At 45.0% G+C, this 26,981-nt stretch carries 27 protein-coding genes and 1 tRNA gene; 21 read left to right on the forward strand and 7 right to left on the reverse strand.

The annotated features are described in order from the left end of the window. Window positions 1–16 precede the first annotated feature (16 nt). Window positions 17–553: an inorganic diphosphatase gene (gene ppa, locus ICN34_RS05720; RefSeq protein ID WP_216121351.1), complete on the reverse strand. Its 537-nt coding sequence runs from the start codon at window positions 551–553 to the stop codon at window positions 17–19. A 182-nt stretch (window positions 554–735) separates the two neighbouring features. On the opposite strand from ppa, the gene ICN34_RS05725 reads away from it, so the two are divergent. Then, complete coding sequence (locus tag ICN34_RS05725) at window positions 736–2,796, forward strand: sodium-translocating pyrophosphatase (RefSeq protein ID WP_072583821.1); 2,061 nt, start codon at window positions 736–738, stop codon at window positions 2,794–2,796. Window positions 2,797–2,923: 127 nt separating this feature from the next. Beyond that, window positions 2,924–3,106, forward strand: coding sequence for a hypothetical protein (locus ICN34_RS05730; protein WP_216121353.1), 183 nt, complete (start codon window positions 2,924–2,926; stop codon window positions 3,104–3,106). Window positions 3,107–3,138: 32 nt separating this feature from the next. Here the strand turns inward: ICN34_RS05730 and trxB are convergent, their stop codons facing one another. Beyond that, the gene (trxB, locus tag ICN34_RS05735; RefSeq protein ID WP_072583823.1) at window positions 3,139–4,095 is read right to left on the reverse strand and encodes a thioredoxin-disulfide reductase; all 957 of its coding nucleotides are present in this window, start codon (window positions 4,093–4,095) and stop codon (window positions 3,139–3,141) included. 39 nt (window positions 4,096–4,134) lie between these two features. Between trxB and ICN34_RS05740 the strand changes: the two genes are divergently transcribed. From ICN34_RS05740 to serS, 3 genes are read left to right on the forward strand one after another with little or no spacing between them, the layout of a single operon-like run. Then, on the forward strand, window positions 4,135–6,447 hold the full coding sequence (locus ICN34_RS05740; RefSeq protein WP_072583824.1) for a DNA translocase FtsK: 2,313 nt from the start codon (window positions 4,135–4,137) through the stop codon (window positions 6,445–6,447). After that, window positions 6,407–7,138: an outer membrane lipoprotein carrier protein LolA gene (locus tag ICN34_RS05745; protein WP_255538475.1), complete on the forward strand. Its 732-nt coding sequence runs from the start codon at window positions 6,407–6,409 to the stop codon at window positions 7,136–7,138. Before ICN34_RS05740 ends, ICN34_RS05745 begins: the two co-directional genes overlap by 41 nt. Window positions 7,139–7,186: 48 nt before the next feature. Beyond that, on the forward strand, window positions 7,187–8,497 hold the full coding sequence (serS, locus tag ICN34_RS05750) for a serine--tRNA ligase (RefSeq protein ID WP_216121355.1): 1,311 nt from the start codon (window positions 7,187–7,189) through the stop codon (window positions 8,495–8,497). Here the strand turns inward: serS and ICN34_RS05755 are convergent. Beyond that, on the reverse strand, window positions 8,494–8,916 hold the full coding sequence (locus ICN34_RS05755) for a type II toxin-antitoxin system VapC family toxin (RefSeq protein ID WP_072583826.1): 423 nt from the start codon (window positions 8,914–8,916) through the stop codon (window positions 8,494–8,496). The two genes, serS and ICN34_RS05755, sit on opposite strands and share 4 nt — an antisense overlap. After that, the gene (locus tag ICN34_RS05760; RefSeq protein WP_072583827.1) at window positions 8,916–9,161 is read right to left on the reverse strand and encodes an AbrB/MazE/SpoVT family DNA-binding domain-containing protein; all 246 of its coding nucleotides are present in this window, start codon (window positions 9,159–9,161) and stop codon (window positions 8,916–8,918) included. Before ICN34_RS05760 ends, ICN34_RS05755 begins: the two co-directional genes overlap by 1 nt. A 136-nt stretch (window positions 9,162–9,297) precedes the next feature. Between ICN34_RS05760 and ICN34_RS05765 the strand changes: the two genes are divergently transcribed. From ICN34_RS05765 to phoR, 9 genes are all read left to right on the forward strand, one after another. Continuing rightward, window positions 9,298–9,387 (forward strand) — tRNA-Ser (locus tag ICN34_RS05765). Window positions 9,388–9,508: 121 nt separating this feature from the next. Next, complete coding sequence (gene recQ, locus ICN34_RS05770; protein ID WP_216121357.1) at window positions 9,509–11,347, forward strand: DNA helicase RecQ; 1,839 nt, start codon at window positions 9,509–9,511, stop codon at window positions 11,345–11,347. A gap of 215 nt (window positions 11,348–11,562) precedes the next feature. Continuing rightward, window positions 11,563–12,585: a phosphate ABC transporter substrate-binding protein PstS gene (gene pstS, locus ICN34_RS05775; protein WP_215357313.1), complete on the forward strand. Its 1,023-nt coding sequence runs from the start codon at window positions 11,563–11,565 to the stop codon at window positions 12,583–12,585. Window positions 12,586–12,658: 73 nt separating this feature from the next. Next, a complete protein-coding gene (pstC, locus tag ICN34_RS05780; RefSeq protein ID WP_072583830.1) occupies window positions 12,659–13,645 on the forward strand; it encodes a phosphate ABC transporter permease subunit PstC in 987 nt (328 codons plus the stop codon). Then, window positions 13,642–14,508 carry a phosphate ABC transporter permease PstA gene (gene pstA, locus ICN34_RS05785; RefSeq protein WP_216121359.1) on the forward strand — a complete coding sequence of 289 codons (867 nt, stop codon included), beginning with the start codon at window positions 13,642–13,644 and terminating at the stop codon, window positions 14,506–14,508. Before pstC ends, pstA begins: the two co-directional genes overlap by 4 nt. Window positions 14,509–14,516: 8 nt before the next feature. After that, window positions 14,517–15,353, forward strand: coding sequence for a phosphate ABC transporter ATP-binding protein PstB (gene pstB / locus ICN34_RS05790; protein ID WP_192846867.1), 837 nt, complete (start codon window positions 14,517–14,519; stop codon window positions 15,351–15,353). Window positions 15,354–15,365: 12 nt separating this feature from the next. Beyond that, window positions 15,366–16,073, forward strand: a complete 708-nt coding sequence (gene phoU / locus ICN34_RS05795; RefSeq protein WP_072583832.1) for a phosphate signaling complex protein PhoU — start codon at window positions 15,366–15,368, stop codon at window positions 16,071–16,073. A 16-nt stretch (window positions 16,074–16,089) separates the two neighbouring features. Continuing rightward, window positions 16,090–16,803: a phosphate regulon transcriptional regulator PhoB gene (gene phoB, locus ICN34_RS05800; protein ID WP_216121361.1), complete on the forward strand. Its 714-nt coding sequence runs from the start codon at window positions 16,090–16,092 to the stop codon at window positions 16,801–16,803. Window positions 16,804–16,867: 64 nt separating this feature from the next. Continuing rightward, a complete protein-coding gene (gene phoR / locus ICN34_RS05805) occupies window positions 16,868–18,166 on the forward strand; it encodes a phosphate regulon sensor histidine kinase PhoR (protein WP_216121363.1) in 1,299 nt (432 codons plus the stop codon). Window positions 18,167–18,169: 3 nt separating this feature from the next. Here the strand turns inward: phoR and ICN34_RS05810 are convergent, their stop codons facing one another. Further along, window positions 18,170–18,370 carry a hypothetical protein gene (locus ICN34_RS05810; protein WP_216121365.1) on the reverse strand — a complete coding sequence of 67 codons (201 nt, stop codon included), beginning with the start codon at window positions 18,368–18,370 and terminating at the stop codon, window positions 18,170–18,172. An 83-nt stretch (window positions 18,371–18,453) separates the two neighbouring features. Next, window positions 18,454–18,930, reverse strand: coding sequence for an MgtC/SapB family protein (locus tag ICN34_RS05815; RefSeq protein ID WP_072583836.1), 477 nt, complete (start codon window positions 18,928–18,930; stop codon window positions 18,454–18,456). Between the two features lie 349 nt (window positions 18,931–19,279). Between ICN34_RS05815 and ICN34_RS05820 the strand changes: the two genes are divergently transcribed. The 7 genes from ICN34_RS05820 (at window position 19,280) to ppx (ending at window position 25,979) form a co-directional block, all read left to right on the forward strand. Then, window positions 19,280–19,456, forward strand: a complete 177-nt coding sequence (locus ICN34_RS05820) for a hypothetical protein (protein WP_216121367.1) — start codon at window positions 19,280–19,282, stop codon at window positions 19,454–19,456. Window positions 19,457–19,480: 24 nt separating this feature from the next. Then, window positions 19,481–19,984 carry an arsenate reductase ArsC gene (locus tag ICN34_RS05825; protein WP_216121369.1) on the forward strand — a complete coding sequence of 168 codons (504 nt, stop codon included), beginning with the start codon at window positions 19,481–19,483 and terminating at the stop codon, window positions 19,982–19,984. Window positions 19,985–20,038: 54 nt separating this feature from the next. Then, the gene (locus ICN34_RS05830) at window positions 20,039–21,481 is read left to right on the forward strand and encodes a DUF2252 domain-containing protein (protein ID WP_216121371.1); all 1,443 of its coding nucleotides are present in this window, start codon (window positions 20,039–20,041) and stop codon (window positions 21,479–21,481) included. Window positions 21,482–21,564: 83 nt separating this feature from the next. Next, on the forward strand, window positions 21,565–23,310 hold the full coding sequence (locus ICN34_RS05835) for an alkaline phosphatase (protein ID WP_216121374.1): 1,746 nt from the start codon (window positions 21,565–21,567) through the stop codon (window positions 23,308–23,310). Between the two features lie 18 nt (window positions 23,311–23,328). Then, entirely contained in the window at window positions 23,329–24,045 is a 717-nt protein-coding gene (locus ICN34_RS05840) for an MgtC/SapB family protein (protein WP_215357286.1), read from the forward strand. 52 nt (window positions 24,046–24,097) lie between these two features. Then, window positions 24,098–24,304: a GDCCVxC domain-containing (seleno)protein gene (locus ICN34_RS11575; RefSeq protein ID WP_323485206.1), complete on the forward strand. Its 207-nt coding sequence runs from the start codon at window positions 24,098–24,100 to the stop codon at window positions 24,302–24,304. Window positions 24,305–24,416: 112 nt separating this feature from the next. After that, entirely contained in the window at window positions 24,417–25,979 is a 1,563-nt protein-coding gene (gene ppx, locus ICN34_RS05845) for an exopolyphosphatase (RefSeq protein WP_255538584.1), read from the forward strand. Between the two features lie 72 nt (window positions 25,980–26,051). Here ppx and ICN34_RS05850 read toward each other — a convergent pair whose 3' ends face one another. Continuing rightward, window positions 26,052–26,975 (reverse strand): GNAT family N-acyltransferase, encoded by a 924-nt coding sequence (locus ICN34_RS05850; protein ID WP_216862543.1) that lies wholly within the window; start codon window positions 26,973–26,975, stop codon window positions 26,052–26,054. Window positions 26,976–26,981 lie beyond the last annotated feature (6 nt).

The following is a 26,981-nucleotide window of genomic DNA, read 5'->3' on the forward strand; positions in this document are numbered from 1 at the left end:
CTTTTCAATTAAAGAATTACTTGTTCTCTTTGCTGTAGCGCTCGATGCCTTCAAGAATTTCTTTATGAGCATCAGCAACACCACCCCAGCCTTTAACTTTTACCCATTTACCTTTTTCGAGATCTTTATAGTGCTCGAAGAAGTGTTGAATTTGATTCAAGCGCAATGGGTTCATGTCTTCAGGTTTTTGCCAGTGTGTATAGATAGGCAAAATTTTGTCTTCTGGAACGGCCAATAATTTAGCGTCTTGACCAGCCTCATCTTCCATTTGTAGGATGCCAATTGCACGGCAGCTTACAACTACACCTGGAATGAGTGGGAATGGAGTAATTACGAGAACGTCAACAGGGTCGCCATCACCGGCAATCGTTTTATTGATGTAACCGTAGTTGCATGGATAGTGCATTGCAGTACCCATAAAACGGTCTACGAAAATTGCGCCGCTCTCTTTATCTACTTCATACTTGATTGGATCAGCATTCATTGGGATTTCAATAATGACGTTGAAGCTTTCAGGGATCTTTTTACCTGGCTTGACCTTTTCGAGACTCATAAATACTCCGAATAATGATTAGTAAATACCCTGATCCTAAAAAGGGGGCGCAGGGGTGATTCTGTTACATACTGATACAGCTTAAAGACCATAGTTTAAAGCTTTCGGAAACCAGGTCTACCTAAGTGCAGTTATACAAAACAATAAAGATTAACAAATGATTAACTTTGGGGAGTTCAAGCATGAGTAATGTCACTTTAGGCTTGTATTTTGCCTTGGCGTGCGGTGTCCTGGCCGTGATTTACGGTTTTGTGATGCGCGGCTGGATTTTGAAGCAAAGTACGGGCAATGCCAAAATGCAAGAAATTGCCGAGGCGATTCAGCAGGGGGCGGCAGCGTATTTGTCGCGCCAATATAAAACGATTGCTGTGGTTGGGGTGGTTCTGGCCATTCTTATGGCGCTCTTCCTTGATTTTGCGACCGCGATTGGCTTTGTCATTGGCGCTGTGCTTTCCGGCGCTTGCGGATTCATTGGTATGAATGTCTCAGTACGCGCAAACGTGCGGACAGCGGAAGCGGCCACCAAGGGTATGAACGAAGCTCTTAATGTGGCATTCAAAGGCGGTGCTATTACCGGCATGTTGGTAGTTGGATTGGGTCTCTTGGGTGTTGGCCTCTTCTTTATGTTCCTCGTATCGATTGGCGCTGGACAGGATCTCTCTTCCGTGTTGCATCCCCTGATTGGTTTGGCATTCGGTTCCTCTTTGATTTCGATCTTTGCTCGTTTAGGTGGCGGCATCTTTACTAAAGGTGCAGACGTCGGCGCTGACTTGGTCGGTAAGGTTGAGGCTGGAATTCCGGAAGATGATCCACGCAATCCTGCGGTGATTGCTGATAATGTTGGCGACAACGTTGGTGACTGCGCAGGTATGGCGGCGGACTTATTTGAAACTTACGCGGTTACGCTGATTGCAACCATGGTGCTAGGATCCTTAATGGTTTCTAGCGCACCAGTGGCTGCGATTATTTATCCATTAGTGCTGGGTGGCGTTTCTATCATCGCCTCCATCATTGGTTGCTCATTTGTAAAGGCAACTCCTGGCATGAAAAATGTGATGCCTGCTTTGTATAAGGGTCTGATCATTGCTGGTGGTTTGTCATTGATTGCTTTCTACTTTGTAACCAACTTCATCATGCCAGACGATGCATTAGGCATCCCCGGTAGCCAATGGCGTTTGTTTGGTTCAACTGTAGTGGGCTTGTTGCTTACAGCAGGTTTGGTATGGATTACCGAGTACTACACCGGTACCCAGTTCAAGCCAGTGCAGCATATTGCTGAAGCTTCAACCAAAGGTCACGGTACCAACATTATTGCTGGCTTAGGTATTTCGATGAAGTCAACTGCTTACCCAGTGCTCTTTGTTTGTGCAGCGATTTTTGCGGCGTATTGGTTGGCTGGTTTATATGGCATTGCAATTGCAGCAACAGCCATGTTGTCCATGGCAGGTATTGTGGTTGCGCTTGATGCATATGGCCCAATTACAGATAACGCTGGTGGTATTGCAGAGATGGCAGGCTTGCCACAATCTGTTCGCGATATTACCGATCCATTGGATGCGGTTGGCAACACTACTAAAGCAGTTACTAAAGGCTATGCAATTGGTTCAGCTGGTTTGGCATCGCTCGTACTCTTTGCTGACTACACCCATGCTTTAGAGGGTATGGGCCAACAAGTGTCTTTTGACTTGTCCAATCACATGGTCATCATTGGCCTCTTTATTGGTGGCATGATTCCTTACTTGTTTGGTGCGATGGCGATGGAAGCAGTTGGTCGTTGCGCTGGCGCGGTAGTAGAAGAGGTGCGCCGTCAGTTCCGTGATATCCCTGGAATCATGGAAGGTACTGCAAAGCCAGAGTACGGCAAAGCTGTAGATATGCTGACTTCTGCTGCTATTAAAGAGATGATCGTTCCTTCCCTCTTGCCAGTAGTTGCCCCAGTTGTCGTTGGTCTCTTGTTAGGGCCGGCTGCATTGGGTGGTTTGCTTATGGGAACTATCGTGACTGGCCTATTCGTAGCGATCTCGATGTGTACCGGTGGTGGTGCTTGGGATAACGCCAAGAAATATATCGAAGAAGGCAACTTCGGCGGTAAAGGTTCTGAAGCTCACAAAGCTGCAGTGACGGGCGACACCGTAGGTGATCCTTACAAAGATACTGCGGGCCCTGCCGTTAACCCACTGATCAAGATTATTAACATCGTGGCATTACTTATCGTGCCACTCTTGCCAATGGTCTCTCGTTAAGTAATGAGTAGTCATTAAATGCAGTAGCAATTAGACTGCAGCAAACAAAACGCCTAGCAATGCTAGGCGTTTTGTTTGTTATTGCCATTTGGATAATCTGGTTATTCCTTTATTTATTATTTGGTTGATGAAAAAAATTAAGTTAATTAGAGTGCGCGTCGATCTTGCCAATCCAAACACTTTCCCAAAAGGATTTATAAATAAAGATGCTCTTGATGCAACTACTGATGCTGAAGTTGAGTTGCGTAAAAAAGAAGATGATGATCAGGTGAAATTAGATGCCCTAAATAAAAACACCCAGCAAAGCTAGGTGTTTTTATTATTGCTCAGTTACTTAGATTCTTATTCCAAGGTTTCTAAGTAACGCTGCGCATCCAGTGCAGCCATACAGCCTGTGCCAGCACTAGTAATCGCTTGACGATAGATGTGATCTTGAACGTCGCCAGCAGCAAACACGCCAGGGATATTAGTAGCAGTGGCATTGCCTTCAAGGCCTGAATGGGTCTTGAGGTAGCCATTGTTCATGTCGAGCTGACCAACAAAGAGTTCGGTATTCGGTTTGTGACCAATTGCAATAAAGGCGCCTGTTACAGCAAGATCTTCAGTGCTGCCATCTTGTTTCTTGATGCGCACACCAGTTACACCTTTTTCATCGCCTAGAACTTCGTCGAGAGTGGAGTTCAGTTTCAGCTCCACTTTGCCTTCAGCAACTTTTGCCATGAGGCGATCATTCAAGATTGGTTCAGCACGGAACTTATCGCGACGATGAATCACGGTTACTTTTTTAGCAATGCCTGTCAGGTAGAGCGCTTCTTCAACTGCAGTATTACCACCACCGACTACGCACACATCTTGATTTCGATAGAAGAAGCCATCGCAAGTTGCACAACCAGAAACACCGCGACCCATGAATGCTTCTTCACTGGGTAAGCCAATATATTGAGCAGAAGCGCCAGTGGAAATAATCAAAGCATCGCAGGTATAGGTTCCGGAATCCCCAACTAGGCGAATCGGCTTTTCTTTCAGGGCTGCTGTATGAATATGGTCAAAAATGATTTCAGTATTAAAGCGTTCGGCATGCTTTAAGAAACGCTCCATCAGTTCTGGGCCTTGAACACCATCAGCATCCGCAGGCCAGTTTTCGACGTCAGTAGTGGTCATTAATTGACCGCCCTGAGCTAGGCCAGTGATGAGGGTGGGGTTTAGATTAGCTCGGGCTGCGTAGACGGCTGCTGTATAGCCAGCAGGGCCAGATCCGAGGATCAGAACTTTGGAGTGTTTTGGGGTATTTGTAGTCATATTCAAATTATAGATTTGCTTGATTACAATCGGTAGAACATGGCAAGAACCGCATACCCGAAGTCTAAGGCCCCAATAAGCCCCCAGCCCCCAGATAATGGCCCGCAGGGCAGGATGCCCCGCCTATTATTGGAGGCTCGCTGGTTCATCTCTCTAGGCTTGTGCCTGGGCTTATTTGCCATTTTGCTGACCTATTCCAAGGCTGATCCAGCCTGGTCCCATGCCAGTTTTGAGGCTCCCAAGAATCTGGGGGGTCGTTTTGGGGCCTATTTAGCCGATTTAATGCTGTATATCTTTGGTATTTCTGCCTTTTGGTGGGTTGCTCTCTTTGGGCGCCGCGTCTTAAATGGCTGGCGCGAGCTTTGGAGCATACCTTTGCCACCAGATCCAGATGCTAAGCCAGACTCTCTACTAATGCGTTGGTTAGGCTTTGGACTGACTCTCGTCTGCAGTATGGGTTTGGAGTCCATCCGTATGCATTCGCTGTCCTGGGAGCTCCCTAGACCTCCTGGCGGTATTTTGGGTGAGCTGATTGGTGATCCATTGCAAATGTCTCTTGGATTTACCGGTTCCACTCTGGTGCTCCTATTTGGCCTTTGTGCTGGCCTGTCTTTGTTCTTGCATTTCTCCTGGCTGGATGTGGCTGAAAAAGTAGGGCGTTTCTTGGAGGTGACTTATCACCGCATTCGTGAACGTCGCGACAGCGAAGAAGACCGTAAGTTAGGTGAAGTTGCTGCTGAAGAGCGTGAAGAGTTTGTAGAAGAGTTCCGCGGACGCGTTGAGGTTGCAGCGCCAGTGCAAATCGTTCGTGCTCCAATTGAAATTCCGAAGAGTGCTCGTGTAGAGCGCGAGAAACAGCAGCCATTGTTTGTGGATATTCCAGATTCAGAATTACCACCGCTCGCATTGCTTGATCCAGTACCCGAAGCAAAAGAAACTATCTCTGCTGACGTGTTGGAATTTACTTCGCGCTTAATTGAACGCAAGTTAGCCGAGTTTAATGTTCAAGTAAAAGTGATTGCCGCCTATCCTGGCCCAGTAGTGACTCGCTACGAGATTGATCCAGCTATTGGTGTGAAGGGCAGTCAGATCGTGAATCTCTCACGTGACTTAGCACGCTCACTAGGTGTTGTCAGTATGCGTGTTGTAGAAACCATCCCTGGCAAAACTTGTATGGCTTTGGAGTTACCAAACCCAACACGCCAGTCGGTTTACTTGTCAGAGATTCTGACTTCGCAGGTTTATAACGACAACCATTCTTTACTGACTTTAGCTTTAGGTAAAGACATCTCTGGCAGCCCAATGGTGGCTGATTTAGCGAAGATGCCTCACTGCTTGGTTGCGGGTACTACCGGCGCTGGTAAGTCCGTGGGTATCAATGCCATGATTCTGTCGCTACTCTTTAAGGCTAAGCCTGATGAAGTGCGTTTGATCATGATTGATCCGAAGATGCTCGAGATGGCCATCTACGACAAGATCCCGCATTTGTTGTGCCCAGTTGTAACGGATATGAAGCAGGCATACAACGCACTTAACTGGGCGGTAAATGAGATGGAGCGCCGTTACAAACTGATGAGTAAGTTTGGCGTACGTAACCTAGCTGGCTTTAATAAAAAAATTCTGGAAGCCGAAGAGAAAGGTGAGAAGCTCACCAATCCATTTAGCTTAACTCCAGATGATCCAGAGCCAATCTATAAAGCACCGGTCATCGTCATCGTGATTGATGAGTTGGCTGACTTGATGATGGTATCGGGCAAGAAGATTGAAGAGTTGATTGCCCGTATTGCGCAAAAGGCTCGTGCTGCAGGTATTCATTTGGTATTGGCAACACAACGCCCAAGCGTTGACGTCATTACTGGTTTAATTAAAGCCAACGTACCAACCCGTATCTCATTCCAAGTCAGCAGCAAGATTGATAGTCGTACGATTTTGGATCAGCAGGGCGCGGAAGCATTGCTCGGTATGGGTGACATGCTCTATATGGCGCCAGGTACCGGTTTGCCAGTTCGTGTTCATGGCGCATTCGTATCGGATGATGAAGTGCACCGCGTAGTGGAGTGGCTCAAGGAGAAGGGCGAAGCCAACTATATTGATGGCGTCCTTGAAGGTGCTGACGAATCCAATGTGGATGCATTGACTGGCGAGGGTGGTGGTGAGGCGGATCCTCTTTATGACCAAGCCGTTGCTATTGTTCTAGAAAATAAACGCCCATCGATCTCATTAGTCCAGCGTCACCTGCGCATTGGTTACAACCGTGCCGCACGCCTACTCGAGGATATGGAAAAAGCAGGACTTGTATCTAAGATGGGTAATGGCGGTAATCGCGAGATTCTTCATCGCCCTTCAGAGTAAGGCAGCCATTTTGCAAAGATTCTTATCTGCAGTATTGCTTGGAACAGCCATTCTGTTTTCAGGCGTCACTCATTCGCAAAGTGAAAGTGGCTCAGAGCAGTTGCGTCAATTTGTACGGAACTCTAAAACTGCTGAAGGGGATTTTATGCAGCAGCAGTTACGTGCACCTAAAGCCAATGAATCACAAGACAAGGGCTTGAAAGTCCTCCGTCAAACCCAAGGTCATTTTGTATTTCAGCGTCCAGGAAGATTTATCTGGGATACCCAAAAGCCTTACGAGCAAAAGTTAATTGCTGATGGCAAGCAACTAATCTTATGGGATAAAGATTTAAACCAGGCGACTTTTCGTCCAGCGGGTCAGGCCTTAGCTTCGACGCCGGCGGCTATTCTGTTTGGTGAGACTTCACTAGAACAGCATTTTGACTTGGTTGAAGGCGAAGAGCGTTTAGGAATGAAGTGGGTAGCTTTGATTCCTAAGAAAGATCCCAATGCCAAGAATAAAAATGACCTGCCTTATACAAAGATCTCGATTGGCATGGCTAATGGCTTACCGAAAGCTTTGGAGTTAACCGATGGGCTTGGAAGCGTGGTCCTGGTGACTTTGGATAAGATCCAACTCAATGTTAATTTGCCCGCCAATCGCTTTACTTTCACTCCGCCAGCCGGAGCCGAAGTCTTGCGCTTAAACTAGAGCCCGTATAAAACTAAAACCTAGAACTCCTAATCTACAGAGCATCACATGATTGATCCGCAATTACTCCGTAAAGATATCACCGCAGTTGCTGCACGTTTAGCGACTCGCAAATTCCAACTCGACGTTGAGAAATTCAATGCCTTGGAATCTGAGCGTAAATCTTTGCAAACCCGTACTGAAGAATTGCAAGCCAAGCGCAATCAGCTATCTAAAGCCATTGGTATGAAAAAAGGTAAGGGTGAGGATGCCTCTGCCGAGATGGCTGAAGTTGCAGGCGTTAATGCTGATATGGAATCTGGTGCGGCCAGATTGGGCACCTTGCAAGCAGAGATTGCTGATTTCTTGATGGGTATTCCGAATCTGCCAGATGAGTCTGTGCCTGCTGGAAAAGATGAAACAGAAAACAAAGAAGTAAAGCGTTGGGGTGAAGAGCCTATTTTTGATTTTGAGATTAAAGATCACGTTGATCTCGGCGGTCCACTCGGTTTGGACTTTGAAGTGGCGGCTAAGATTAGCGGTTCACGCTTTGTAGTGCTCAAGGGGCCGATTGCTAGATTGCACCGCGCTTTGGCGCAATTCATGATTGATACTCATGCTACAGATCACCATTATCAAGAGGTGTATGCGCCTTACATGGTGAATGCTGCTTCTATGCGCGGTACTGGTCAGTTGCCTAAGTTTGAAGAGGATCTATTTAAGGTTCCCCGTCAAATGGGCGGTGAAGACGAGGGCGGTGAAGCTAAGACTGAAAACTTTTACCTTATCCCAACTGCAGAAGTGCCTGTAACGAATTTAGTCCGAGACGAAATCGTTAACGCAGATAGCTTACCAATGAAGTTTGTGGCTCATACACCATGTTTCCGTTCAGAAGCTGGTAGCTATGGTCGCGATGTCCGAGGCATGATTCGTCAGCATCAGTTTGACAAAGTTGAGTTAGTACAAATTACTAAGCCAGAAGATTCCATGCAAGCCTTGGAAGAGCTCACGGGCCACGCTGAGCGTATTCTGGAATTGCTTGAGTTACCTTACAGAAAAGTATTACTCTGCACCGGTGATATGGGTTTTGGTAGTACCAAGACTTATGACTTAGAGGTTTGGGTCCCTTCACAAAAAGCCTACAGAGAAATTAGCTCATGCTCCAGCATGGGTGATTTCCAGGCAAGACGGATGCAAGCCAGATTTAAAGCGGGTCAAGGCAAGCCAGAATTGGTGCATACCTTAAATGGTTCAGGTCTTGCAGTTGGTAGGGCGTTGGTTGCATTACTTGAGAACAAGCAACAAGTAGATGGCAGTATTGCTATTCCGAAGGCACTACAACCTTACTTAGGTGGCTTAGAGATATTAAAGCCGAATTAAATTAAAACGGCTTTAATTTTTACTCTAGCAACATTTTTTGCTAAAACTTTATCAAGAGTTGCCAAAGATTTAGATTTGAATTGCTTTGCGGCGGCAAGATGAAGTGCGTCGCCAGCCCTGAGATTTGATTTGCTATCAACAACTAAAATCCCAGCAGAGTAATACGTTTTGCTCTCAATGGGCATTAGTTCAATATCGTTTTGGCAAAGACTGTCAAATTTTTTCCAAGCTTCACGACTCTGTTTTTCAGTTATTTGATTGGTTCTGACCTTTAGACTAAGTGCGCTAGAGAATTCTGTAAATGCCCAAGTAGATGAAATCATTTTTGTGGAGCTGTTTTCATGCCACGTGTCAACAGCGTCACTCTTTTCTTCTGTTGTGCATAAAGCCACTAAGATACTGGTATCAACATAAATCATTAGTAGCGCGCCCCTGAGCGAACTTCATCCATCACTGATTTACCCATCTTTAAAGTAGCTCTAAATGCTCTAAGATCTGCTGCAATCGCTTTGCGATCTAATTTTTGCGGCCTAATAATTAGTGAACCATCCTTCGATAGGGTTGCTTCAACCTTATCCCCATCCTTTAGTTGGATTTCTTTAATGAATGCAGCGGGAATCCGAAGCGCTAGGCTATTACCCCACTTTGAAATTTGAATATTCATGTTTTAACCTCTCTAATATAGATATACATATATGTATATCTATATTAGAGAGACTGAGCTCTTTTGGCTAGCCATTTTTAAGTCAATATTGCCTATATGGCTTTATGTATCGCTGGCTATAATGATTTCTCGGTTCGGAGAGGTGGCAGAGTGGTCGAATGTACTTGACTCGAAATCAAGCGTAGGGTCAAACCTACCGTGGGTTCGAATCCCACCCTCTCCGCCATTTAGACTCTATATTTGTTTGCATAGAGAAAATAACGAAAGAGCCCCGCGTGACGTGGGGCTTTTTATTTATACGTAGTTTGCAATCCGCAGGTATTGAATAAGACAAGGGAGTATTACTTTTGCAGTCGAGCCACCAAGTTCTTCATGATGTTTTTGGTTTTGATCAATTCCGTGGTGCTCAAGAGTCTATTGTTAGACATGTAGTGGCAGGAGGCGATGCTTTGGTTCTCATGCCCACCGGCGCCGGTAAGTCGCTGTGCTATCAAATTCCCTCGCTTGTTCGACGTGGTGTAGGCGTAGTAGTGTCGCCCTTAATTGCACTAATGCAGGATCAAGTTGATGCATTAACCCAGTTAGGAGTTAAGGCTTCATTTTTAAACTCTAGCTTGGATGCGTCCACATCTCAAAAGGTCACTAGTCAATTGCTGGCTGGAGATCTTGACTTAATCTACGTGGCGCCTGAACGCCTAATGAATCCTGGTTTTCTATCAATCCTTGATAGGCTCAATGCGGGCCCCGGAATTGCCTTGTTCGCGATTGATGAGGCGCACTGTGTTTCTCAATGGGGTCATGATTTCCGCCCAGAATATCGTCAGTTAACTGTTTTGCACGAGCGATTCCCTAAGGTGCCTCGTATCGCCTTAACGGCAACCGCAGATGCGCCAACCCGAGCAGAAATTGTGGAGCGTCTTTCGCTCGAATCTGCCGAGCAGTTTGTCTCGAGCTTTGATCGGCCCAATATTAAATATCGAGTTCTGCAAAAGCAGAGTGCTAAACAACAGTTAGAGCACTTTTTAGATGCGGAGCATGCCGATGACTCAGGGATTATTTATTGCCTATCGCGTCGCAGTGTAGAAGAGACTGCTCAATGGTTGGTAGACCGCGGCTGGGATGCTATGCCGTATCACGCAGGTTTAAGCGTTGAAACACGCAGCGCCAATCAAAAACGTTTCTTACGTGAAGAGGGTGTCATCATGGTCGCAACCGTAGCTTTCGGCATGGGCATTGATAAACCTAACGTACGCTTTGTAGCTCATCTAGATCTTCCAAAAAGCATGGAAGGGTATTACCAGGAAACAGGGCGTGCAGGACGTGATGGCTTGCCCGCAAATGCCTGGATGGCCTATGGATTTGGGGATGTAGTTAGCTTGCGGCAAATGGTGGATTCTGGCGAAGCTTCTGAGGATCGTAAGCGGGTAGAGCGCCAAAAACTCAACGCACTACTGGGCTATTGCGAATCCACAACATGCCGTCATCAAACAATCTTGCGCTACTTTGGAGAGATGCATCCTGGTGGCTGTGGGAACTGCGATAACTGTCTAGAGCCCGTGGCGACTTGGAATGCCACACAGGAAGTACAAAAGGCGTTGTCCTGTGTTTATCGGACAGGCCAGCGTTTTGGTGTAACCCATTTAATTGATGTCCTCCTTGGTAAGGTTACCCCCAGAGTGAAGCAGTACTTTCATGAGCAGGTCAGTACCTTTGGAATCGGCACAGAACTCAATCAGGCCCAATGGAATAGCATTTATCGTCAATTGGTAGCAGGCGGTTATTTAGATGCGGATATTGCCTTGCATGGTGGCTTAAAGTTAGTCGATGAGATCGCATTACCTGTGTTGCGTGGCGAGCAAGAGGTTTGGTTGCGCAAAGAAACGGGCTACTCCAAGACTAAGGCTACGAAATTGGGAGCAAAGAAAAGTTCTACGCATCCCTTTAGTAATATTGCAGATGAAAAATTGTGGGAGGCACTCAAAGCTAAGCGCACTGAGCTGGCACGTGAGCAAGGAGTCCCACCCTATGTGATTTTTCATGACAGCACTTTGCAGGAGATGGTAAGGGCTACGCCAACGACCTTAGATCAATTTAGTCGTATTGGCGGAGTGGGGCAGGCCAAGTTAGAGCGCTATGGCGAACACTTTATTGAAGCCATTCAGGAAAACCTAGTGAATCCCGCATAAATCTCTATATTTACTGGGATTACTATTAAATGAATTTCGTTCATTTAACGTGCTTGATAGCTTTTCTATTAAGAGTAATTTGAGTGATTAATGCCTCTAGGCATGCAAAAAACGCAGTTTTTGGGGTGTCATAGAGCTGTCATATAGCTGTCACATTCCATCCGTATCGTTCTTATATCGCGCTGCTGCGCATATTGAATCTAAGGACGAATTAAATGAAATCTTTTTTGAAAAAAGCCCTCGTTATTGGTGCTATTTCTCTTGCTCCAACAGCATTCGCTGTGGAGATGACGGGTGCTGGTTCTTCATTTATTTACCCAGTTCTAAGTAAGTGGGCTGAATCCTACAAAGCCAAAAGTGGCGACAGCTTAAATTATCAGTCGATTGGTTCTGGCGGCGGTATCAAGCAGATTAAGGCAAAAACTGTTGATTTTGGCGCTACTGATGCTCCATTAAGTTTTGATGATCTGCAAAGCCATGGCATGGTTCAGTTTCCAGCAATTATTGGCGGTGTAGTTCCTGTAGTGAACATTGAAGGCATTGGTCCTAACCAGTTGAAACTTTCTGGTGACCTATTGTCAGATATTTTCCAAGGTCAAGTAACTGATTGGAGCGACAAACGTGTTGCCCTGCTCAATCCTGGCGTGAAGATTCCTTCTGGCCCAATCACAGTTGTTACTCGTGCTGATGGCTCTGGTACTACGGCAATTTTTACCAGCTTCCTTTCTAAAGCAAGCAGCAACTTCAAGGATGCCGTTGGTTTCGGTGCGCAAGTTAAATGGCCAGCAGCTTCAACTGTAAGCGGTAAGGGAAATGAAGGCGTTGCTGCAAACGTTGCACGTATTAAGAACTCTGTTGGCTATGTTGAGTACGCTTACGCCAAAAAGAACAATCTGAGCTACACGCAGGTTCGCAATGCTGATGGCGTAATGGTATCTCCAACAGCAGAAGCATTTGCTGCTGCATCTGCTGGTACAGACTGGTCTAAATTTCCTGGAATGAATACTTTCATTACCTATGCATCAGGCGCTAAAGCATGGCCAATCACAGGCGCAACTTTTGTGGTGGTTTACAAAAAGCCTGAGAATAAAGTACAAGCCGCAGCAGTACTGAAATTCTTTGACTATTCATTCAAGGATGGTAAAAAAGCTGCTTCAGAGTTAGATTACGTCCCAATGCCTGATGCAACCGTGGATTACATTCGCAAGCAGGTTTGGTCGCAAGTTGACTCTAAATAATAATTATTTTTATTATTATGTTTTTAACGACCCTGTTGTTCAGGGTCGTTTTTCTACTTAAGTTAAGCATAGAATGAATACTCTAGAATCTTCCGGTGCTCCGACGCTCATGGCTTCAAGAATTGCGCGACTCCAGCGGGTTCAGGATTTTTTATTCCATCGCGTTACCCAATTTTTTTCTCTATCGGTGTTATTCGCGCTATTAGGAATTATTGGCTCTTTGTTCGTAAATGCATGGCCTGCCTTGCAAGAGTTCGGCCCCCAGTTTTTTATAACCTCGAACTGGGATATTGTTAATGGCGAATTCGGCGGCTTGATAGCAATTTATGGAACATTAGTTTCTTCAGCGATTGCATTGTTGATTGCTGTCCCCCTGAGTTTTGGTATTGCCTTTTTCTTAACAGAAATTTGCCCTCCATCGCTCCGCCGCCCTCTTGGTACGGCAGTTGAGCTATTGGCTGCAGTGCCTTCCATCATCTATGGCATGTTTGGTTTATTTGTTTTTGCCCCAATATTTGGCGACTATATTGAACCTGCTCTTCAGGCTACTTTAGGTCAAATTCCACTAATTGGAATCCTGTTTTCAGGAGCGCCCAATGGCATTGGTATGTTGTGCGCCGGATTAATTCTTGCCCTCATGATTTTGCCTTTTATTGCCTCTGTGATGCGTGACGTATTTGAAATTGTTCCACCAGTTCTCAAGGAATCGGCCTACGGAATAGGTTGTACAACCTGGGAAGTTGTCAGAAATATTGTGTTGCCTTATACAAAGGCAGGCGTCATTGGCGGTGTGATGTTAGGTTTAGGTAGGGCACTCGGAGAGACTATGGCAGTCACCTTCGTGATTGGAAACGCCCAACGTATTTCACCATCCCTCTTTGCGCCAGGTAGCTCTATTGCATCGACTTTAGCAAACCAATTCGGTGAGGCGGAAGCTGGTTTGCATTACTCCTCGCTTTTTGCCTTGGGGCTAGCGCTATTTTTTATTACATTTATTGTTCTAGCCTTTGCTAAATGGCTTTTAATTAGCATGGAGAAAAAACAAGGGCTTAAATCATGAGTTCCAATGTTAATTTGGATATGGCAGTATTTGCCCGTCGTAAGAGAGCAAACAAAATTGGATTAACTCTCTCTATGCTAGCTATGGCCATTGGTATGGCTAGCCTTATTTGGATTCTCAGCATCCTTTTCATTAAAGGATTCTCTGCCATTAATTTGAATATGTTCACAGCAAGTACTCCTGCCCCTGGCACTGAAGGCGGCGGTTTAGCCAATGCCATTGTGGGAAGTCTCTTATTGGTTGGCTCATGTACCTTTATTAGTACACCTGTTGGAGTCCTGGCTGGCCTATATTTATCAGAATACGGGGATCGCAGCAAGGTTGCCTCTCTTACCCGTTTCGTGACTGACATTATGCTTTCCGCACCTTCGATTGTGATTGGCCTGTTTGTTTATGCCTTATATGTTGCCAAGGTTCAGCATTTCTCAGGATGGGCTGGGACCGTAGCATTAGCTTTGATTGCTATTCCGGTAGTTGTACGCACTACTGAAAATATGTTGCGTTTGGTTCCTGGTAGCTTGCGAGAAGCCGCCTATGCATTAGGGGCTCCCAAGTGGAAAGTGGCCTTTATGGTTACTTTACGTGCTGCGCAAAGCGGCATCATGACAGGAATTCTGTTGGCATTAGCTCGGGTTAGTGGTGAAACAGCGCCTTTACTATTTACCGCCCTAAGCAATCAGTTTTTCTCAACAGATATGAATAAGCCTATGGCTAATTTGCCGGTGGTGATTTTCCAATTTGCTATGAGTCCATATGACAATTGGGTTAGCTTGGCCTGGGGTGGATCTCTCCTGATTACATTTGCGGTGCTGGGTTTGAATATTTTGGCGCGCGTTGTATTCCGTGACAAGGTGCAGGGATGATAAGCAATATGAGAACAATGTTTGACTTAAATAAGATTGATGGTCAAGGGGGTAGAGTGGATACGGTAAACCAAGAGCCGAAAAAAACGGCTATTAATGCTATTGAAGTGCGCGATTTGAATTTTTACTATGGCGCATTTCAGGGATTAAAAAAGATTAACTTAGATATTGAGCAAGGCAAGGTAACTGCTTTTATCGGTCCATCAGGCTGTGGAAAATCCACCCTACTGCGAACACTAAACCGGATGTATGACCTCTATCCAGGTCAACGTGCTGAAGGCGAAATTAACTTCTACGGTCAGAATATTTTAGAGCCTGGACAGGACCTGAACTTATTGCGTTCTCGTATTGGTATGGTTTTTCAGAAGCCAACTCCATTTCCAATGTCTATTTATGAAAACATTGCTTTTGGTGTTCGTCTCTATGAAAAGCTTTCCCGCTCTGAAATGGATGAGCGCGTAGAGTGGGCATTGAATAAGGCAGCCTTGTGGAATGAGGTGAAAGATAAGTTAAACCAGAGTGGTTTATCCCTTTCTGGTGGTCAACAGCAGCGTTTATGTATCGCACGTGGTGTAGCGGTCAAGCCTTCAGTGATTCTTCTGGATGAGCCAACATCGGCTTTGGACCCTATTTCTACTGGAAAAGTGGAAGAGTTGATTCATGAGCTCAAAAAGGACTATACGATTGCGATCGTGACTCATAATATGCAGCAAGCAGCGCGTGTATCTGACTATACGGCCTATATGTATTTGGGCAGCATGATTGAGTACGGCAAAACGGACGAAATATTTATTAAGCCTAAGCGTAAAGAGACCGAAGACTACATCACCGGCCGCTTCGGTTAATTGGAGAAATATATGCCAGATAAACACCTATCATCACAATTTGATGCCGATCTCAATTCTCTTTCAAGCCGCTTGCTTGAAATGGGCGGTCTAGTTGAATCCCAAATCGCAACAGCGATGCGTGCTTTTACCCAAATGGATCTCGATACCTGCAATGTAGTGATCGAAAATGAAAAGTTAGTCAATGACTTAGAGATTCAGATCGACTTGGCTTGTACTGAACTGATTGCACGCAGACAACCAACTGCTCGAGACTTGCGTTTGGTAATGGCAGTTTCTAAAGCCATTACCAATCTAGAGCGTGCTGGTGACGAGGCTGAGCGCGTTGCTAAGCGCACTAAGCGCTTAATTGAATCCGGCTTGCCACACAATATTAACGTTGCAGAAATCCGTCTTTCAGGTCAAATGGCAATTTCCTTATTGCGTCGTAGCCTAGATGCTTTTGCTCGTCTAGATACGATTGCAGCGGCCGATGTGGTCCAGGAAGACCGTCAGATTGATGAGGAGTTCAGGGGCTTTGTTCGTAAGCTCATCACTTATATGTCTGAAGATCCACATATGATCAGTACAGGCTTGGATATGCTGACGATTGCGAAGGCAATTGAGCGTATCGGTGATCACGCCAAAAATATTGCAGAGTTCGTCATCTACATTGCTAAGGGGTCTGATGTACGTCACATCCCGCATGAAGATTTAGTCCGCGAAGCCAACAGACAATAATTAGGGGCCCCTAATAATGACTCACCGCATACTCATAGTAGAGGATGAGCCATCAATTGCAGAATTGATTGCGATTAACCTGTCACATGCAGGCTATGAAGTTGAAAAGGCCATGCAAACTGATTTGGCATTGACGATGATGAAGGATCAGCTGCCTAATCTGATCATTTTGGATTGGATGTTGCCCGGCAAATCTGGCGTCCAGTTTGCAAAAGAGCTGCGCTCTAATGAACGCACTAAGGCATTGCCGATTTTGATGCTGACCGCCAAAAGTGAAGAGTCTGATAAGGTTCTTGGTTTGGACTCGGGCGCCGATGATTACGTTACTAAGCCATTTTCACCAAAAGAATTGGTGGCTAGGGTGAGGGCAATCCTACGGAGGCAGATGCCGATCGAGGATACTGGTCCACTGACTGTTGGTCCATTAAAGTTGGATCCAAGCTCTCATCGTGTACTGGCTATCTGGCCGAATCAGGAGTCTAAATCCATTGCTCTTGGGCCAACAGAGTTTCGATTGCTCCAGTATTTCATGGCTAATCCTGAGCGTGTTCACTCTCGGGGCAGCTTGCTGGACAAGGTGTGGGGTAGTGAGGTTTATATTGAAGAAAGAACAGTCGACGTTCATATTAAGCGCTTAAGAGCAGCTCTCGCTCCGTTTGATTGTGACCGCTATATTGAGACGGTGCGTGGTAGCGGCTACCGCATTACCAAGACTCCAACCGAATCTTAAGCCCGTATTTCTCTATTTTATTGGGAATCTCCAGGGATTTTTGGAGATGCTCTAATATTGCATCATGCTATCTGTGCTCACCCGTTTCTTTGTCATTATTTGCGTCGCATTTGTATTGGCGTTCACAACATTGTCTTTATGGGGTGCGCAGTGGGCTATAGCGGCGGGAATATCCGTACTCTCCATTCCGCTGGTTTACGCTTATATCAACTTAGCGCGCCTGAGAAAATATACCCTTGCTGATTCTGTTGAAAGCATGCCCTTACCCAGTGGCTTTTGGGAAGAGGTATTTTTTAGGCTTCAGCGTCTCGTCAGAAACCTAAAGCAACATATCCGAAGTATTGAGCAGCAACACGAGCACTTTATTGAGGCATTCCAGGCCTCCCCCAATGGAATTGTCATGCTCGATGAGAGCGACCAGATTGAATGGTGTAACGGTATTGCGGAGAGATTCTTTGGCCTCATCTTTAAACGCGATGTCATGCAGCGCATTAATTTTTTGATACGACGCCCAGAATTTATACAGTATTTAAATAAGCGTAATTTTGATGAGCCTTTGCTAATGGAGCGCATGGGGCCCGATGGTAGCGTGAGTTTGATGTTGCAAGCTTTCCCCTTTGGTCAAAAGCGCAACCTTCTTTTGATTCAAGATGTAACCGATTTGCAAAAAGCGGATGCCATGCGTCGTGATTTCGTAGCCAATGTTTCTCATGAAATGCGTACACCGATTACTGTATTAATGGGCTTTCTGGAGACCGTCCAATCCCTGGATCTCAAGAAAGACCAGCAGGATCAATACTTTGAAATGATGATGTCGCAGGCACAGAGGATGAAGAGTTTGGTTGAGGACTTATTGACCTTGGCAAACCTCGAGTCAAATGCATTACCAGCCACAAATACGGTAGTCAAAGTAGAGACTTTAATGGCGCTTCTGAAGAATGATGCTGAAGCGCTTTCTCAAGGTAAGCATGCATTTAATTTTGTTGTGAATTCCAAGCAGAATTTATTGGGCGATGAAAGAGAAATTCTTTCTGCATTCAGTAATTTGGTATCTAATGCCATTCGCTACACGCCTGATATTGGTTCTATCGGTGTTGAATGGAATGTTAACGAGCAAGGGCAGGGTGAGTTCTCGGTTACTGATACGGGTCCAGGCATTGCATCTGAGCACCTATCAAGGTTAACTGAGCGCTTTTATCGTGTAGATCGAAGCCGATCAAGAGATACCGGTGGAACGGGTTTGGGATTGGCTATTGTGAAGCATATTGCCAATCGGCACCAGGCTCAGCTGATAATAGAAAGTACTCCGGGAAGAGGTAGTAAGTTTATGCTCCGATTCCCTAAAGAGCGCGTTACTTCTTAAGCCTTAATCTTTTTTCTTTTTCTTCTTCTTTTTGGATTCTTTAGGTAGCTTCTCGGCTTTGCCGTTGGCATAAAGACACCAAACCTTAATTTCCTCAAGCAGTTCTACTAGATCTTCATGGGGGAGGTTTTTTAAGTCCGCCAATCCAATGCTGCCAGACTCTTGTAATTGTTTTACAGCGTCTTCGTATAGGTATTTGTTCATATTTTTTCAACTAAGGATCAAGATGGGGCCAATCCTAGCAAACTAATATGACAAAACTGCTTTTTAAGGCCTCAATACGGGTTTTAGTCTGGATCGCTAGATACTTCGGAGCTCCGCTTGATCCCATTAAGCCTGGCGACAAACCTTTCAAGGGGGCCACCAATGACTAATGTCAGTAGGATGGCGCCCAAGCTAAGAACTCCCAGGGCAAATTGACCCGCCCCAAAAGCAGCACCAATTAAGGCGCAAGACCAAATACTTGCTGCGGTAGTTAGTCCGTGAATTTTTTGTAATCTTTGTTCGCGAATGATGACCCCAGCCCCTAAAAATCCAAGGCCGGTTATCAGGCCTTGTAAAACACGGCTGACAGATTGCGCATCATCTTGAACAAAATCACTGATGAGTAATACTGCAGTTGCAGAACCAATGGCTACTAGCGAATGTGTACGAATGCCTGCGGGTTTGTGATGAAGCCAGCGATTTAGGCCCAGTATGGTGCCTACTAACAAAGCCAAGCCTAGTCTTAGGGCAATGGCCCCATATATTTCCCATTGAGTCATATGACTTCCCTTTAACAATCAGACTTCTTATAACTTCAGTGTATATCAGATGCTTTGATTGGTCACAAATAAGCCATCACCTTGACATGTTTCAAAGTCACATTAGTCATGAAGGTGTTTTGGAATAATTCTTTAAACAAAGGGATGACGCGATGAAAAAATTTCTTATGATGGTTTGGCAAACATGGTACGAAGCAAGACGAGCTTATGCAAAGCGCTACGTCTTTCATAGGCTGGGCAGTTGAGTTGAATGCCAGCTTTATTGGGCTTCTCACTTTGCATATTAATAAAACTGCCATAAATTACGCCTAATATTGATCTTAACTTTATACATAAGAATGCATTTCAAATGACTGAGAATCTTGTTAAGTATCTTCCTTTGGCGCTCAGAATTGGTGTCGATGGAAAATCCACAATTGAAAAAATTGAGAAAGAAATCATTTCTCATAATCAACTATTAGATTCTCATAAAAATCAATTTTTGATGGATGGGAGATTTTCTCTTCGTCTTGACGAAATTATTTAATCCAATTGAAGTGCATAAATATTAATGAGTAATCAGTACAATATTTTATTTTTATGCACCGGCAACTCCGCAAGATCCATTCTTGGTGAAGTATTGGCAACCACTCTAAGCCATGGACGATTTAGAGGGTATTCAGCTGGATCTAGGCCATCAAAGTATGTGCATCCAATCGCATTGCGTATTGCCAGACAATTAGATTACCCACTAGAGCTGCTGAACAGTAAAAGCTGGGATGAGTTTGGAGTAGATGGGGCTGTACGTATGGACTTCATTATTACCGTCTGTGACTCTGCTGCTGGGGAGGAGTGCCCTTACTGGCCCGGCCATGCTGTAAGCGCCCATTGGGGGTTTGCTGATCCTGCCGCTGTAGATTCAGGGGATGCAGCCATGCTAGATGCATTCAGGCAGGTTGAAATGGGGCTGCGAAATCGCATTGAACTACTCATAGATTTACCCATAGATAAATTAGATCATGTGCAAATTAAGGATGAACTACAGTCCATTCATCATCGCCTAAAGTTTAGATAGGCAATAGCATCGAATTAAGGGTTAAGATTGAATATAACCCTTTTGAGGAAGCTGATGTCTATAGAGAAAAAGCCCAAATTTGCTGTTCTTAGGTCGGTAGAGTCTTTTAGTAATCCTAGGCCCAGCATCAAAAAGCGCATGGCAGATGGTAAAGCCTTGCGAAAAAAGGTCGGCATTGCTCAGCAGGGCATCTATACCCCACCAGAACACCGAATTGACCCAATCACTATTCTGGAGAATCAAGCTAAGACTCGAATTGAGTCGCTGATCCCGATTCGTTATGAGCGCATGCTGCAGTCGCCCTTTGCATTTTATCGAGGGGGAGCCGCCATCATGGCTCAAGACTTAGCTAACCAACCATCTACCAATATCACGGTTCAGCTATGCGGAGACATGCACGTATCTAATTTCGGCTTATTTGGAACTGCCGAACATCGACTGGTATTTGGTATTAATGACTTTGACGAAACTTTGCCCGGTAGTTGGGAATGGGATCTCAAGCGTCTTGTTGCAAGTGCAGTTATTGCCTGTGAAAGTAATGGTGGCGATAAAGTATTAAGTAAAAAAATAGTATTACGTATTTGCGCTGAATATCAAAAGCGGATGGCTCAATATGCGCATATGCCTTATTTGGATTTAGCTCAAGACTTTATTAGTGGTTCAGATATACGTAAGCATTTTTCTAAAGAACATCAAAAGCAAATTGATGTTTATTTAAAGCAGACTAAAGGGCAGGGCAATATACAAGTACTGCAAAAACTGACTACGCTTGTTGGCAAAGATAGAAAGATCATCAACAAGCCTCCTTTAATTGAGCATTTCAAAGGGAGTGTTTACGGACAGTCTCTAAGCTCCCTGATTAATAGGGCCTTGTTAAATTACTCTAGTACTTTACTGGCTGATCGCAAGATTCTTTTTGAACGGTATGTTCTAAAGGATTTTGCTCGAAAGGTAGTTGGCGTAGGAAGTGTGGGCACCAATTGTATGGTTCTTTATTTTGAAGGCGATAGCGTAAATGATCCCTTGTTCTTGCAATACAAGGAAGCTCAAAAATCTGTCTTAAGTCCTTATTTAGGCGAGTCTATTTATCGAGATATGGGGCGGCGTGTGGTGGCTGGTCAGAGACTGCTACAGGGTGCTCCTGATATCTTTTTGAGTTTCGGCTCCATGCAGTTTGATGTTGATAAAAGTGAAGGATTTTATCTCCGCCAATTACGCGATATGAAGGGAGGTATTCCGATCGGTCCGGGTGGCATCTCTCTAAAGAACTTTGCCGACTATTCAAAATTGTTCGGCTGGGCTCTTGCCCTGGGTCACGCTCGCTCTGGAGATGCGGCTGAACTTACTGGTTATTGTGGTGAAACAAAGGAATTTGGCGAGGCAATGTATTCCTTTGCAAGATCCTATGCAAAGCAGAATGAGCAAGACTTCGATTTATTTCGTAAGGCGGTCAAATCGGGTAGATTGAAAGCGGCTAAGAAAAAAGCAGCCCTTTAAGGCCTATCAGGGCGTAGTCATGAGAGTGTCACTTTATTGGTGGATATTGTAGCTTCCCTAAGCTTATTCACCATTTCAACTCTATGAAAACTCCCCGTCTTATCAGGATTGCCTCCTTCATTTTTTTTGGATCAATTACAGGATTTCTTCAGGCAGCAGCTATCTATCCAATCGACCAAGCTACCATCTTGGCTGGATCTAAGTTTGATATCAAGATTGAATTTAATACCGTCATTAATCTTGGGGATGCTGAGATCGAACTCAATGGCGCACCAATAAATAAAATTATTAGCGCCCAACCCGAGTTTATTTCTAATGAAAATGGCAAAGGTAGCTCCATCCTGTATCGAGATGTTCAATTACCAAAGGCTGGTAAATATCAAATCGTGGCTCGAGCACCCCAGGAGCGTTTGCAAGTAAATTGGGATGTATATGCAACTGGTCCTCGCCGCGTAAAAAATGTGATTCTATTTATTGGCGATGGTATGACGATTGCTAACCGGACAACCGCAAGAGTCCTCTCGAAGGGAATTCAAGAGGGCAAATATCAAGGCAGATTGGCATTTGACGATATGCCCAGTACAGCCATGATAGGTACTTCAGGGTCTGATTCACTAATTACAGACTCTGCAAACTCTATGAGCGCATACACAACAGGGCATAAGACAGCAGTGAATGCCATGGGCGTTTATGTATCCCGAGCTAGCGATAATCTCTCGCATCCCAAAGTGGAAACCATTGGAGAGCTGATCAAGCGCAATACCAAGATGGCAGTAGGCATTGTTTCTGATGCCGAGTTGGAGGATGCAACCCCGGGCGCCATGGTATCTCATACTAGGCGTAGAGCAGATAAACAATATATTGCTGATCAGCTCTTATCTAGTGGCGCTGAAGTCATCCTAGGCGGTGGCTCTGCCTATTTTTATCCGCAATCCACTAAGGGCTCAAGACGTAAGGATGAGAAGAATTTGGTTGAAAACTTCAAGTTGAAGGGCTATCAGTTAGCTTTTACAAAACAAGAATTACTTTCAGCATCAGAGAGTAGGGGTACAAAAACACTATTTGGTGTCTTTCATCCAGACAATATGGATGGATCGCTGGATCGTTTGTATCTGAAAAAGAATACGGTTGAACAATTTCCTAATCAGCCCGATTTAACCGAGATGACCCAATCTGCCATTGATGTGTTATCCAGAAATCCCAATGGATTTTTCTTGATGGTAGAGGCGGCTTTGATTGATAAGTTCAATCACCCTCTTGATTGGGAGCGAGCTGCATTTGATACCATCATGCTTAGTAATGCCGTGCAAATCGCTAAGGACTTTGCTAAAACGCATCCAGATACTTTAATCATCGTGACACCTGATCATACTCACAGCGGATCCATTAGCGGGGTAGTGCATGATGACAAGCCTGGACCTTTACGTGAAAAGGTAGGTATTTACGCCGAGGCCGGCTATCCAAATTATCCAAAAGCAGATATTCAGGGTTACCCAAATAAGATCGATGTATCTAAGCGCATTGCCTTCTTTTATGGCAGCTATCCCGATCACTATGAAACCCTACATCCTAAAATGGATGGCACTTTTGTTCCTGCCGTTAAAGATGATTCTGGTAAATATGTAGCCAATCCAAAATATCTCCAGCTTCAGGAGGATGCAATTCATGTGGGCGGTAATTTGCCATCGCACCAAGAATCTGGCGTTCATACGGCAGATGATGCCGTTCTGAATGCAATGGGCCCCGGCTCAGAAAACTTCAAGGGCTTTATGGATAACACGGAAGTGTTTAAGATAATGGTGCAATCCTTAGGTTTGGGATCCAAATAATTTTGGATTAAAGCTGCCATGGAATTTATTAACAACATCAACTATGGATCACTGACAGATACGAGCGTCAGCCTCTGCGCTGCTTTTATTTTGGGGGGATTAATTGGTTTAGAGCGCCAATACCGCCAACGGACTGCGGGCTTAAGAACAAATATTCTAGTTGCTATCGGAGCTGCAATTTTTGTGGACGCTGGTAATCGCCTCACTGGTCATGATGGGGCTGTTCATGTGATGGCTTATGTTGTTTCTGGGATTGGCTTTTTGGGCGCTGGTGTCATCATGCGAGAAGAGGGCAACGTCAGGGGTATCAACACTGCCGCTACTTTGTGGGCATCGGGCGCAGTGGGTGCATGTGCAGGAGCTGACTTAATTTTAGAGGCTTGCTTAGCTACTGTTTTTGTTCTGGCAGCGAATACCTTACTTCGCCCAGTAGTCAGCTTAATTAATAGGCAGCCACTAGATACCGAAGCAGTAGAGGTGACTAATTCGGTATACATCATCACTCCTAAACATGCTCAAAAGCATGCCTTAAAGCAATTTATTAAGACGCTCGAAGAGGCGGGCTATCAAACCCAAGATATTGAAGTGCATCAGTTTGGCAGCGATGATGTTGAAATACAGGCCGTTTTAACTGCATCGGCTGTTGATGGCGATGAGATGGATCAGTTGATCGCTAAAATTGCTGATCAAGAATTTGTGACCCAGGCGTTCTGGAGTCCCAGCACAACCGACTAAGCCATTTATTTATTGACACAATATTGAAATAATTCTGGTTCACTATTGTGATGTGAATAAGACCAACTATCTCCAATCTATCGTTACCTGCCCCCATTGCCAGGCTTCCGAGCTTATTAATGCCGAAGAAGGTGCGCAGCACTTGTATCGCTGCCGCTCATGTAGCGCTATCTTGAAGCCAAAATCTGGTGATTGCTGCATTTTATGTAGCTTCGGTAATCGCGATTGTTCTAGCTCAGAGCAAAACTTAGCAGCCTAAATAAGGCTCGTATATCCCAGCCACAAAGGCTTGCTGTTGATTTCATCAAGATGTCATGGTTTTTACATAAAATAGACATAATTGATACAGCATTCCATTTTTGGGGAATATTTTGGCCAGAAATCCCGTAGATCCTTTAGTTCATTCAGAAGACCTTGTTGCTGCGGTCGACTTGGGGTCGAATAGTTTTCGTATGTTAGTAGCCCAAGCAGTAAATACCCCCTCTGGCACACAGTTACGCCCCATTGATACCTTGCGTGAGACAGTCCGATTGGCTGCTGGCCTCACTGAAAATAAATTGCTTGGCAATGACGCCTATCAGCGGGGATTGATAGCTATTCGGCGTTTTGGTGAGCGTATTCGTGGATTTGATCCCGCTAATGTTCGAGCAGTCGCAACGAATACTTTGCGCGTTGCTAAAAATTCCCAACAATTTATAGAAGATGCGCAAGTAGCTCTAGGATTCCCGATTGAAGTGATTGCCGGCGTCGAAGAAGCTCGGCTGATTTATATCGGAGCGGCACATGAGGTTCAGGCCGTACAAGGCAATAGACTAGTAATTGATATCGGTGGCGGCTCTACAGAATTCATCATTGGCAAAGGTTATGAGCCAAAGCTGATGGAAAGTCTCTATATTGGTTGCGTATCTCATAGCATGCGTTTTTTCCCTAAGGGAAATATTGATGCCCATGCTTTTAAAGAGGCTGAGTTGGCAGCGCGTCGTGAAATACAGGTAATTTCTGGCGCTTATTTAAGAAGCGGCTGGAAGCAGGTTATTGGCTCTTCCGGTACCGCTAGAGCTTTAGCAGATCTCATAGGAAATAATCATTTCAATGGAAGTGGCGATGGCTTAATGATGGGCCGCGTCAATAGCTCGAGTGGAATGATTACCCGTGAAGGCCTTAAGAATCTAAAAAAACACCTTCTCAAGTATGAACATGTCAATCAAGTGGAGCTAGAGGGTCTGAAGGATGACAGAAGATCTGTGTGGCCAGGCGGTTTAGCGATTATGTTGGCAGCATTCGATGAATTAGGTATTGAAGAGATGGAGGTAACGGACGCTGCATTGCGAAGTGGTGTCTTGTATGACTTACTTGGCCGATCACAACATCACGATATGCGCTATGTGACTGTAGAGCAATTTATGCAACGCTACACCGTCGATCGAGAGCAGGCAGATCGGGTTGGTAAATTAGCCGCAGATTTTTTACAGCAATTGCCAAAACCTGAATCGGAAAGCAGGGCGGATAACGTGGCTTTATTGCAGTGGGCAGCCAATTTACATGAAATCGGCTTATCAATCTCCCACAACGGTTATCACAAACATTCTGCCTACATAGCAGGTAACGCAGACATGCCGGGCTTCTCTAAAAATGATCAGGCTAGGCTGGCTGCATTACTCATTGGACATACTGGCAAGCTAGGCAAGCTGGCGAATAATGCTAGCTTTGAAGATTGGCGCATGCTCTTTTGTTTGCGACTTGCTCAAGTGCTGTGTCGCGGCCGAAATAACACCAATTTTCCTAAAGTAAAAGTCTCTGAACACGACGGTTCATATTTAGTGAGTCTGCCAATAGAATGGGTTGCCGAGCATCCTTTGACTGAATTTAGCCTTCTGAAAGAGGCGGCGGAATGGGAAAGGGTAGGGCGCTCCTACCAAGTCAGCTTTAAGTAGGGATACATCTCAGAATAAAAAAAGCCACTTCAATGCGAAGTGGCTTTTTCTTTAAGAGCTGATGCTTAAATATTACAACCCTAGAAAATGCTTTGCGTAACGAGGGTTGATTTCTGAAAGGCGGAGCATCGTCAATAAGTCAGCTGTATTGAAGTCTGGATCCCAGGCTGGGGAGCTGCAAATTTTAGCCCCCAGCTTTAGGTAACCCTTGATCAATGGTGGAGGCTGCACTTCTAAACCACCATTTAGCTTATCAAGAGGCAAAGGCAAGCGCGGGAATGCATGAAATTCTGTTGGCGCCATTTGATCATTGCCTAGGGAGTTATAAAGACTCGCTGCAAAGTGACCGCCATCTGCCATAGGAATGCTGGCACAACCAAGCATGATTTCATAGCCGTTCTTTTGCATATATTGAGCCAAGCCACTCCATAGCGCCATGATGACTGCTCCTGAGCGATAGTCTTGGTGCACGCAAGATCGACCAAGCTCAACCAATTTAGGGCGCAGGTGATCAATACGAGATAGATCAAACTCAGAATCAGAATAGAGGCGACCGATTTCTTGTGCCTTATGTGGGGGCAGTACGCGATAGGTGCCAACTACTTTCCGGCTGTCTTGATCACGAATCAATAAATGATCGCAATAAGAGTCAAACTCATCGACATCTAAGCCTTCAGCGTTCTTGGGGAGATTGGCACCCATTTCTTCGGCGAATACTTTATAGCGCAATCTTTGTGCTTCTTTAATCTCGCCCGTTGTGCTTGCCCAAACAATTTGAAAGGCAGGTTTTTTTGGTTTATCAATCTGAACCGCAGGAGCAGGAGCTACTTCTCTGAGCTCAGCCCTAGTTTTTGTCACAAACTTCTTGCCAAACAGCTTTTTGGCCAACTTTTTAGAGAGCTTTTTAAGCGGGTTTGGTTTATTTCTTTTTAATGCTTTGACCTTCTTAGGGGTGAAAATCTCAAATGAACCAATTGGGTTAGGGATATCAGACATGGCTGG

Origin of the sequence: Polynucleobacter sp. Tro8-14-1 (assembly GCF_018881655.1) — a bacterium.
Taxonomy (GTDB): Bacteria; Pseudomonadota; Gammaproteobacteria; order Burkholderiales; family Burkholderiaceae; genus Polynucleobacter.

Coding starts and splice junctions, on each gene's coding strand:
- ICN34_RS05740 (WP_072583824.1), top strand. CDS start 4,135: ATGGCAAGAACCGCATACCCGAAGTCTAAGGCCCCAATAAGCCCCCAG.
- pstS (WP_215357313.1), top strand. CDS start 11,563: ATGAAATCTTTTTTGAAAAAAGCCCTCGTTATTGGTGCTATTTCTCTT.
- ppa (WP_216121351.1), bottom strand. CDS start 553: ATGAGTCTCGAAAAGGTCAAGCCAGGTAAAAAGATCCCTGAAAGCTTC.
- ICN34_RS05810 (WP_216121365.1), bottom strand. CDS start 18,370: ATGAACAAATACCTATACGAAGACGCTGTAAAACAATTACAAGAGTCT.
- ICN34_RS05850 (WP_216862543.1), bottom strand. CDS start 26,975: ATGTCTGATATCCCTAACCCAATTGGTTCATTTGAGATTTTCACCCCT.
- ICN34_RS05835 (WP_216121374.1), top strand. CDS start 21,565: ATGAAAACTCCCCGTCTTATCAGGATTGCCTCCTTCATTTTTTTTGGA.
- pstC (WP_072583830.1), top strand. CDS start 12,659: ATGAATACTCTAGAATCTTCCGGTGCTCCGACGCTCATGGCTTCAAGA.
- pstA (WP_216121359.1), top strand. CDS start 13,642: ATGAGTTCCAATGTTAATTTGGATATGGCAGTATTTGCCCGTCGTAAG.
- ICN34_RS05745 (WP_255538475.1), top strand. CDS start 6,407: ATGGCGGTAATCGCGAGATTCTTCATCGCCCTTCAGAGTAAGGCAGCC.
- pstB (WP_192846867.1), top strand. CDS start 14,517: ATGAGAACAATGTTTGACTTAAATAAGATTGATGGTCAAGGGGGTAGA.
- ICN34_RS05725 (WP_072583821.1), top strand. CDS start 736: ATGAGTAATGTCACTTTAGGCTTGTATTTTGCCTTGGCGTGCGGTGTC.
- ICN34_RS05820 (WP_216121367.1), top strand. CDS start 19,280: ATGACTGAGAATCTTGTTAAGTATCTTCCTTTGGCGCTCAGAATTGGT.
- ICN34_RS05830 (WP_216121371.1), top strand. CDS start 20,039: ATGTCTATAGAGAAAAAGCCCAAATTTGCTGTTCTTAGGTCGGTAGAG.
- serS (WP_216121355.1), top strand. CDS start 7,187: ATGATTGATCCGCAATTACTCCGTAAAGATATCACCGCAGTTGCTGCA.
- phoR (WP_216121363.1), top strand. CDS start 16,868: ATGCTATCTGTGCTCACCCGTTTCTTTGTCATTATTTGCGTCGCATTT.
- ICN34_RS05760 (WP_072583827.1), bottom strand. CDS start 9,161: ATGAATATTCAAATTTCAAAGTGGGGTAATAGCCTAGCGCTTCGGATT.
- trxB (WP_072583823.1), bottom strand. CDS start 4,095: ATGACTACAAATACCCCAAAACACTCCAAAGTTCTGATCCTCGGATCT.
- phoU (WP_072583832.1), top strand. CDS start 15,366: ATGCCAGATAAACACCTATCATCACAATTTGATGCCGATCTCAATTCT.
- ICN34_RS05815 (WP_072583836.1), bottom strand. CDS start 18,930: ATGACTCAATGGGAAATATATGGGGCCATTGCCCTAAGACTAGGCTTG.
- ICN34_RS05840 (WP_215357286.1), top strand. CDS start 23,329: ATGGAATTTATTAACAACATCAACTATGGATCACTGACAGATACGAGC.
- ICN34_RS05825 (WP_216121369.1), top strand. CDS start 19,481: ATGAGTAATCAGTACAATATTTTATTTTTATGCACCGGCAACTCCGCA.
- ICN34_RS05755 (WP_072583826.1), bottom strand. CDS start 8,916: ATGATTTATGTTGATACCAGTATCTTAGTGGCTTTATGCACAACAGAA.
- ICN34_RS05730 (WP_216121353.1), top strand. CDS start 2,924: ATGAAAAAAATTAAGTTAATTAGAGTGCGCGTCGATCTTGCCAATCCA.
- phoB (WP_216121361.1), top strand. CDS start 16,090: ATGACTCACCGCATACTCATAGTAGAGGATGAGCCATCAATTGCAGAA.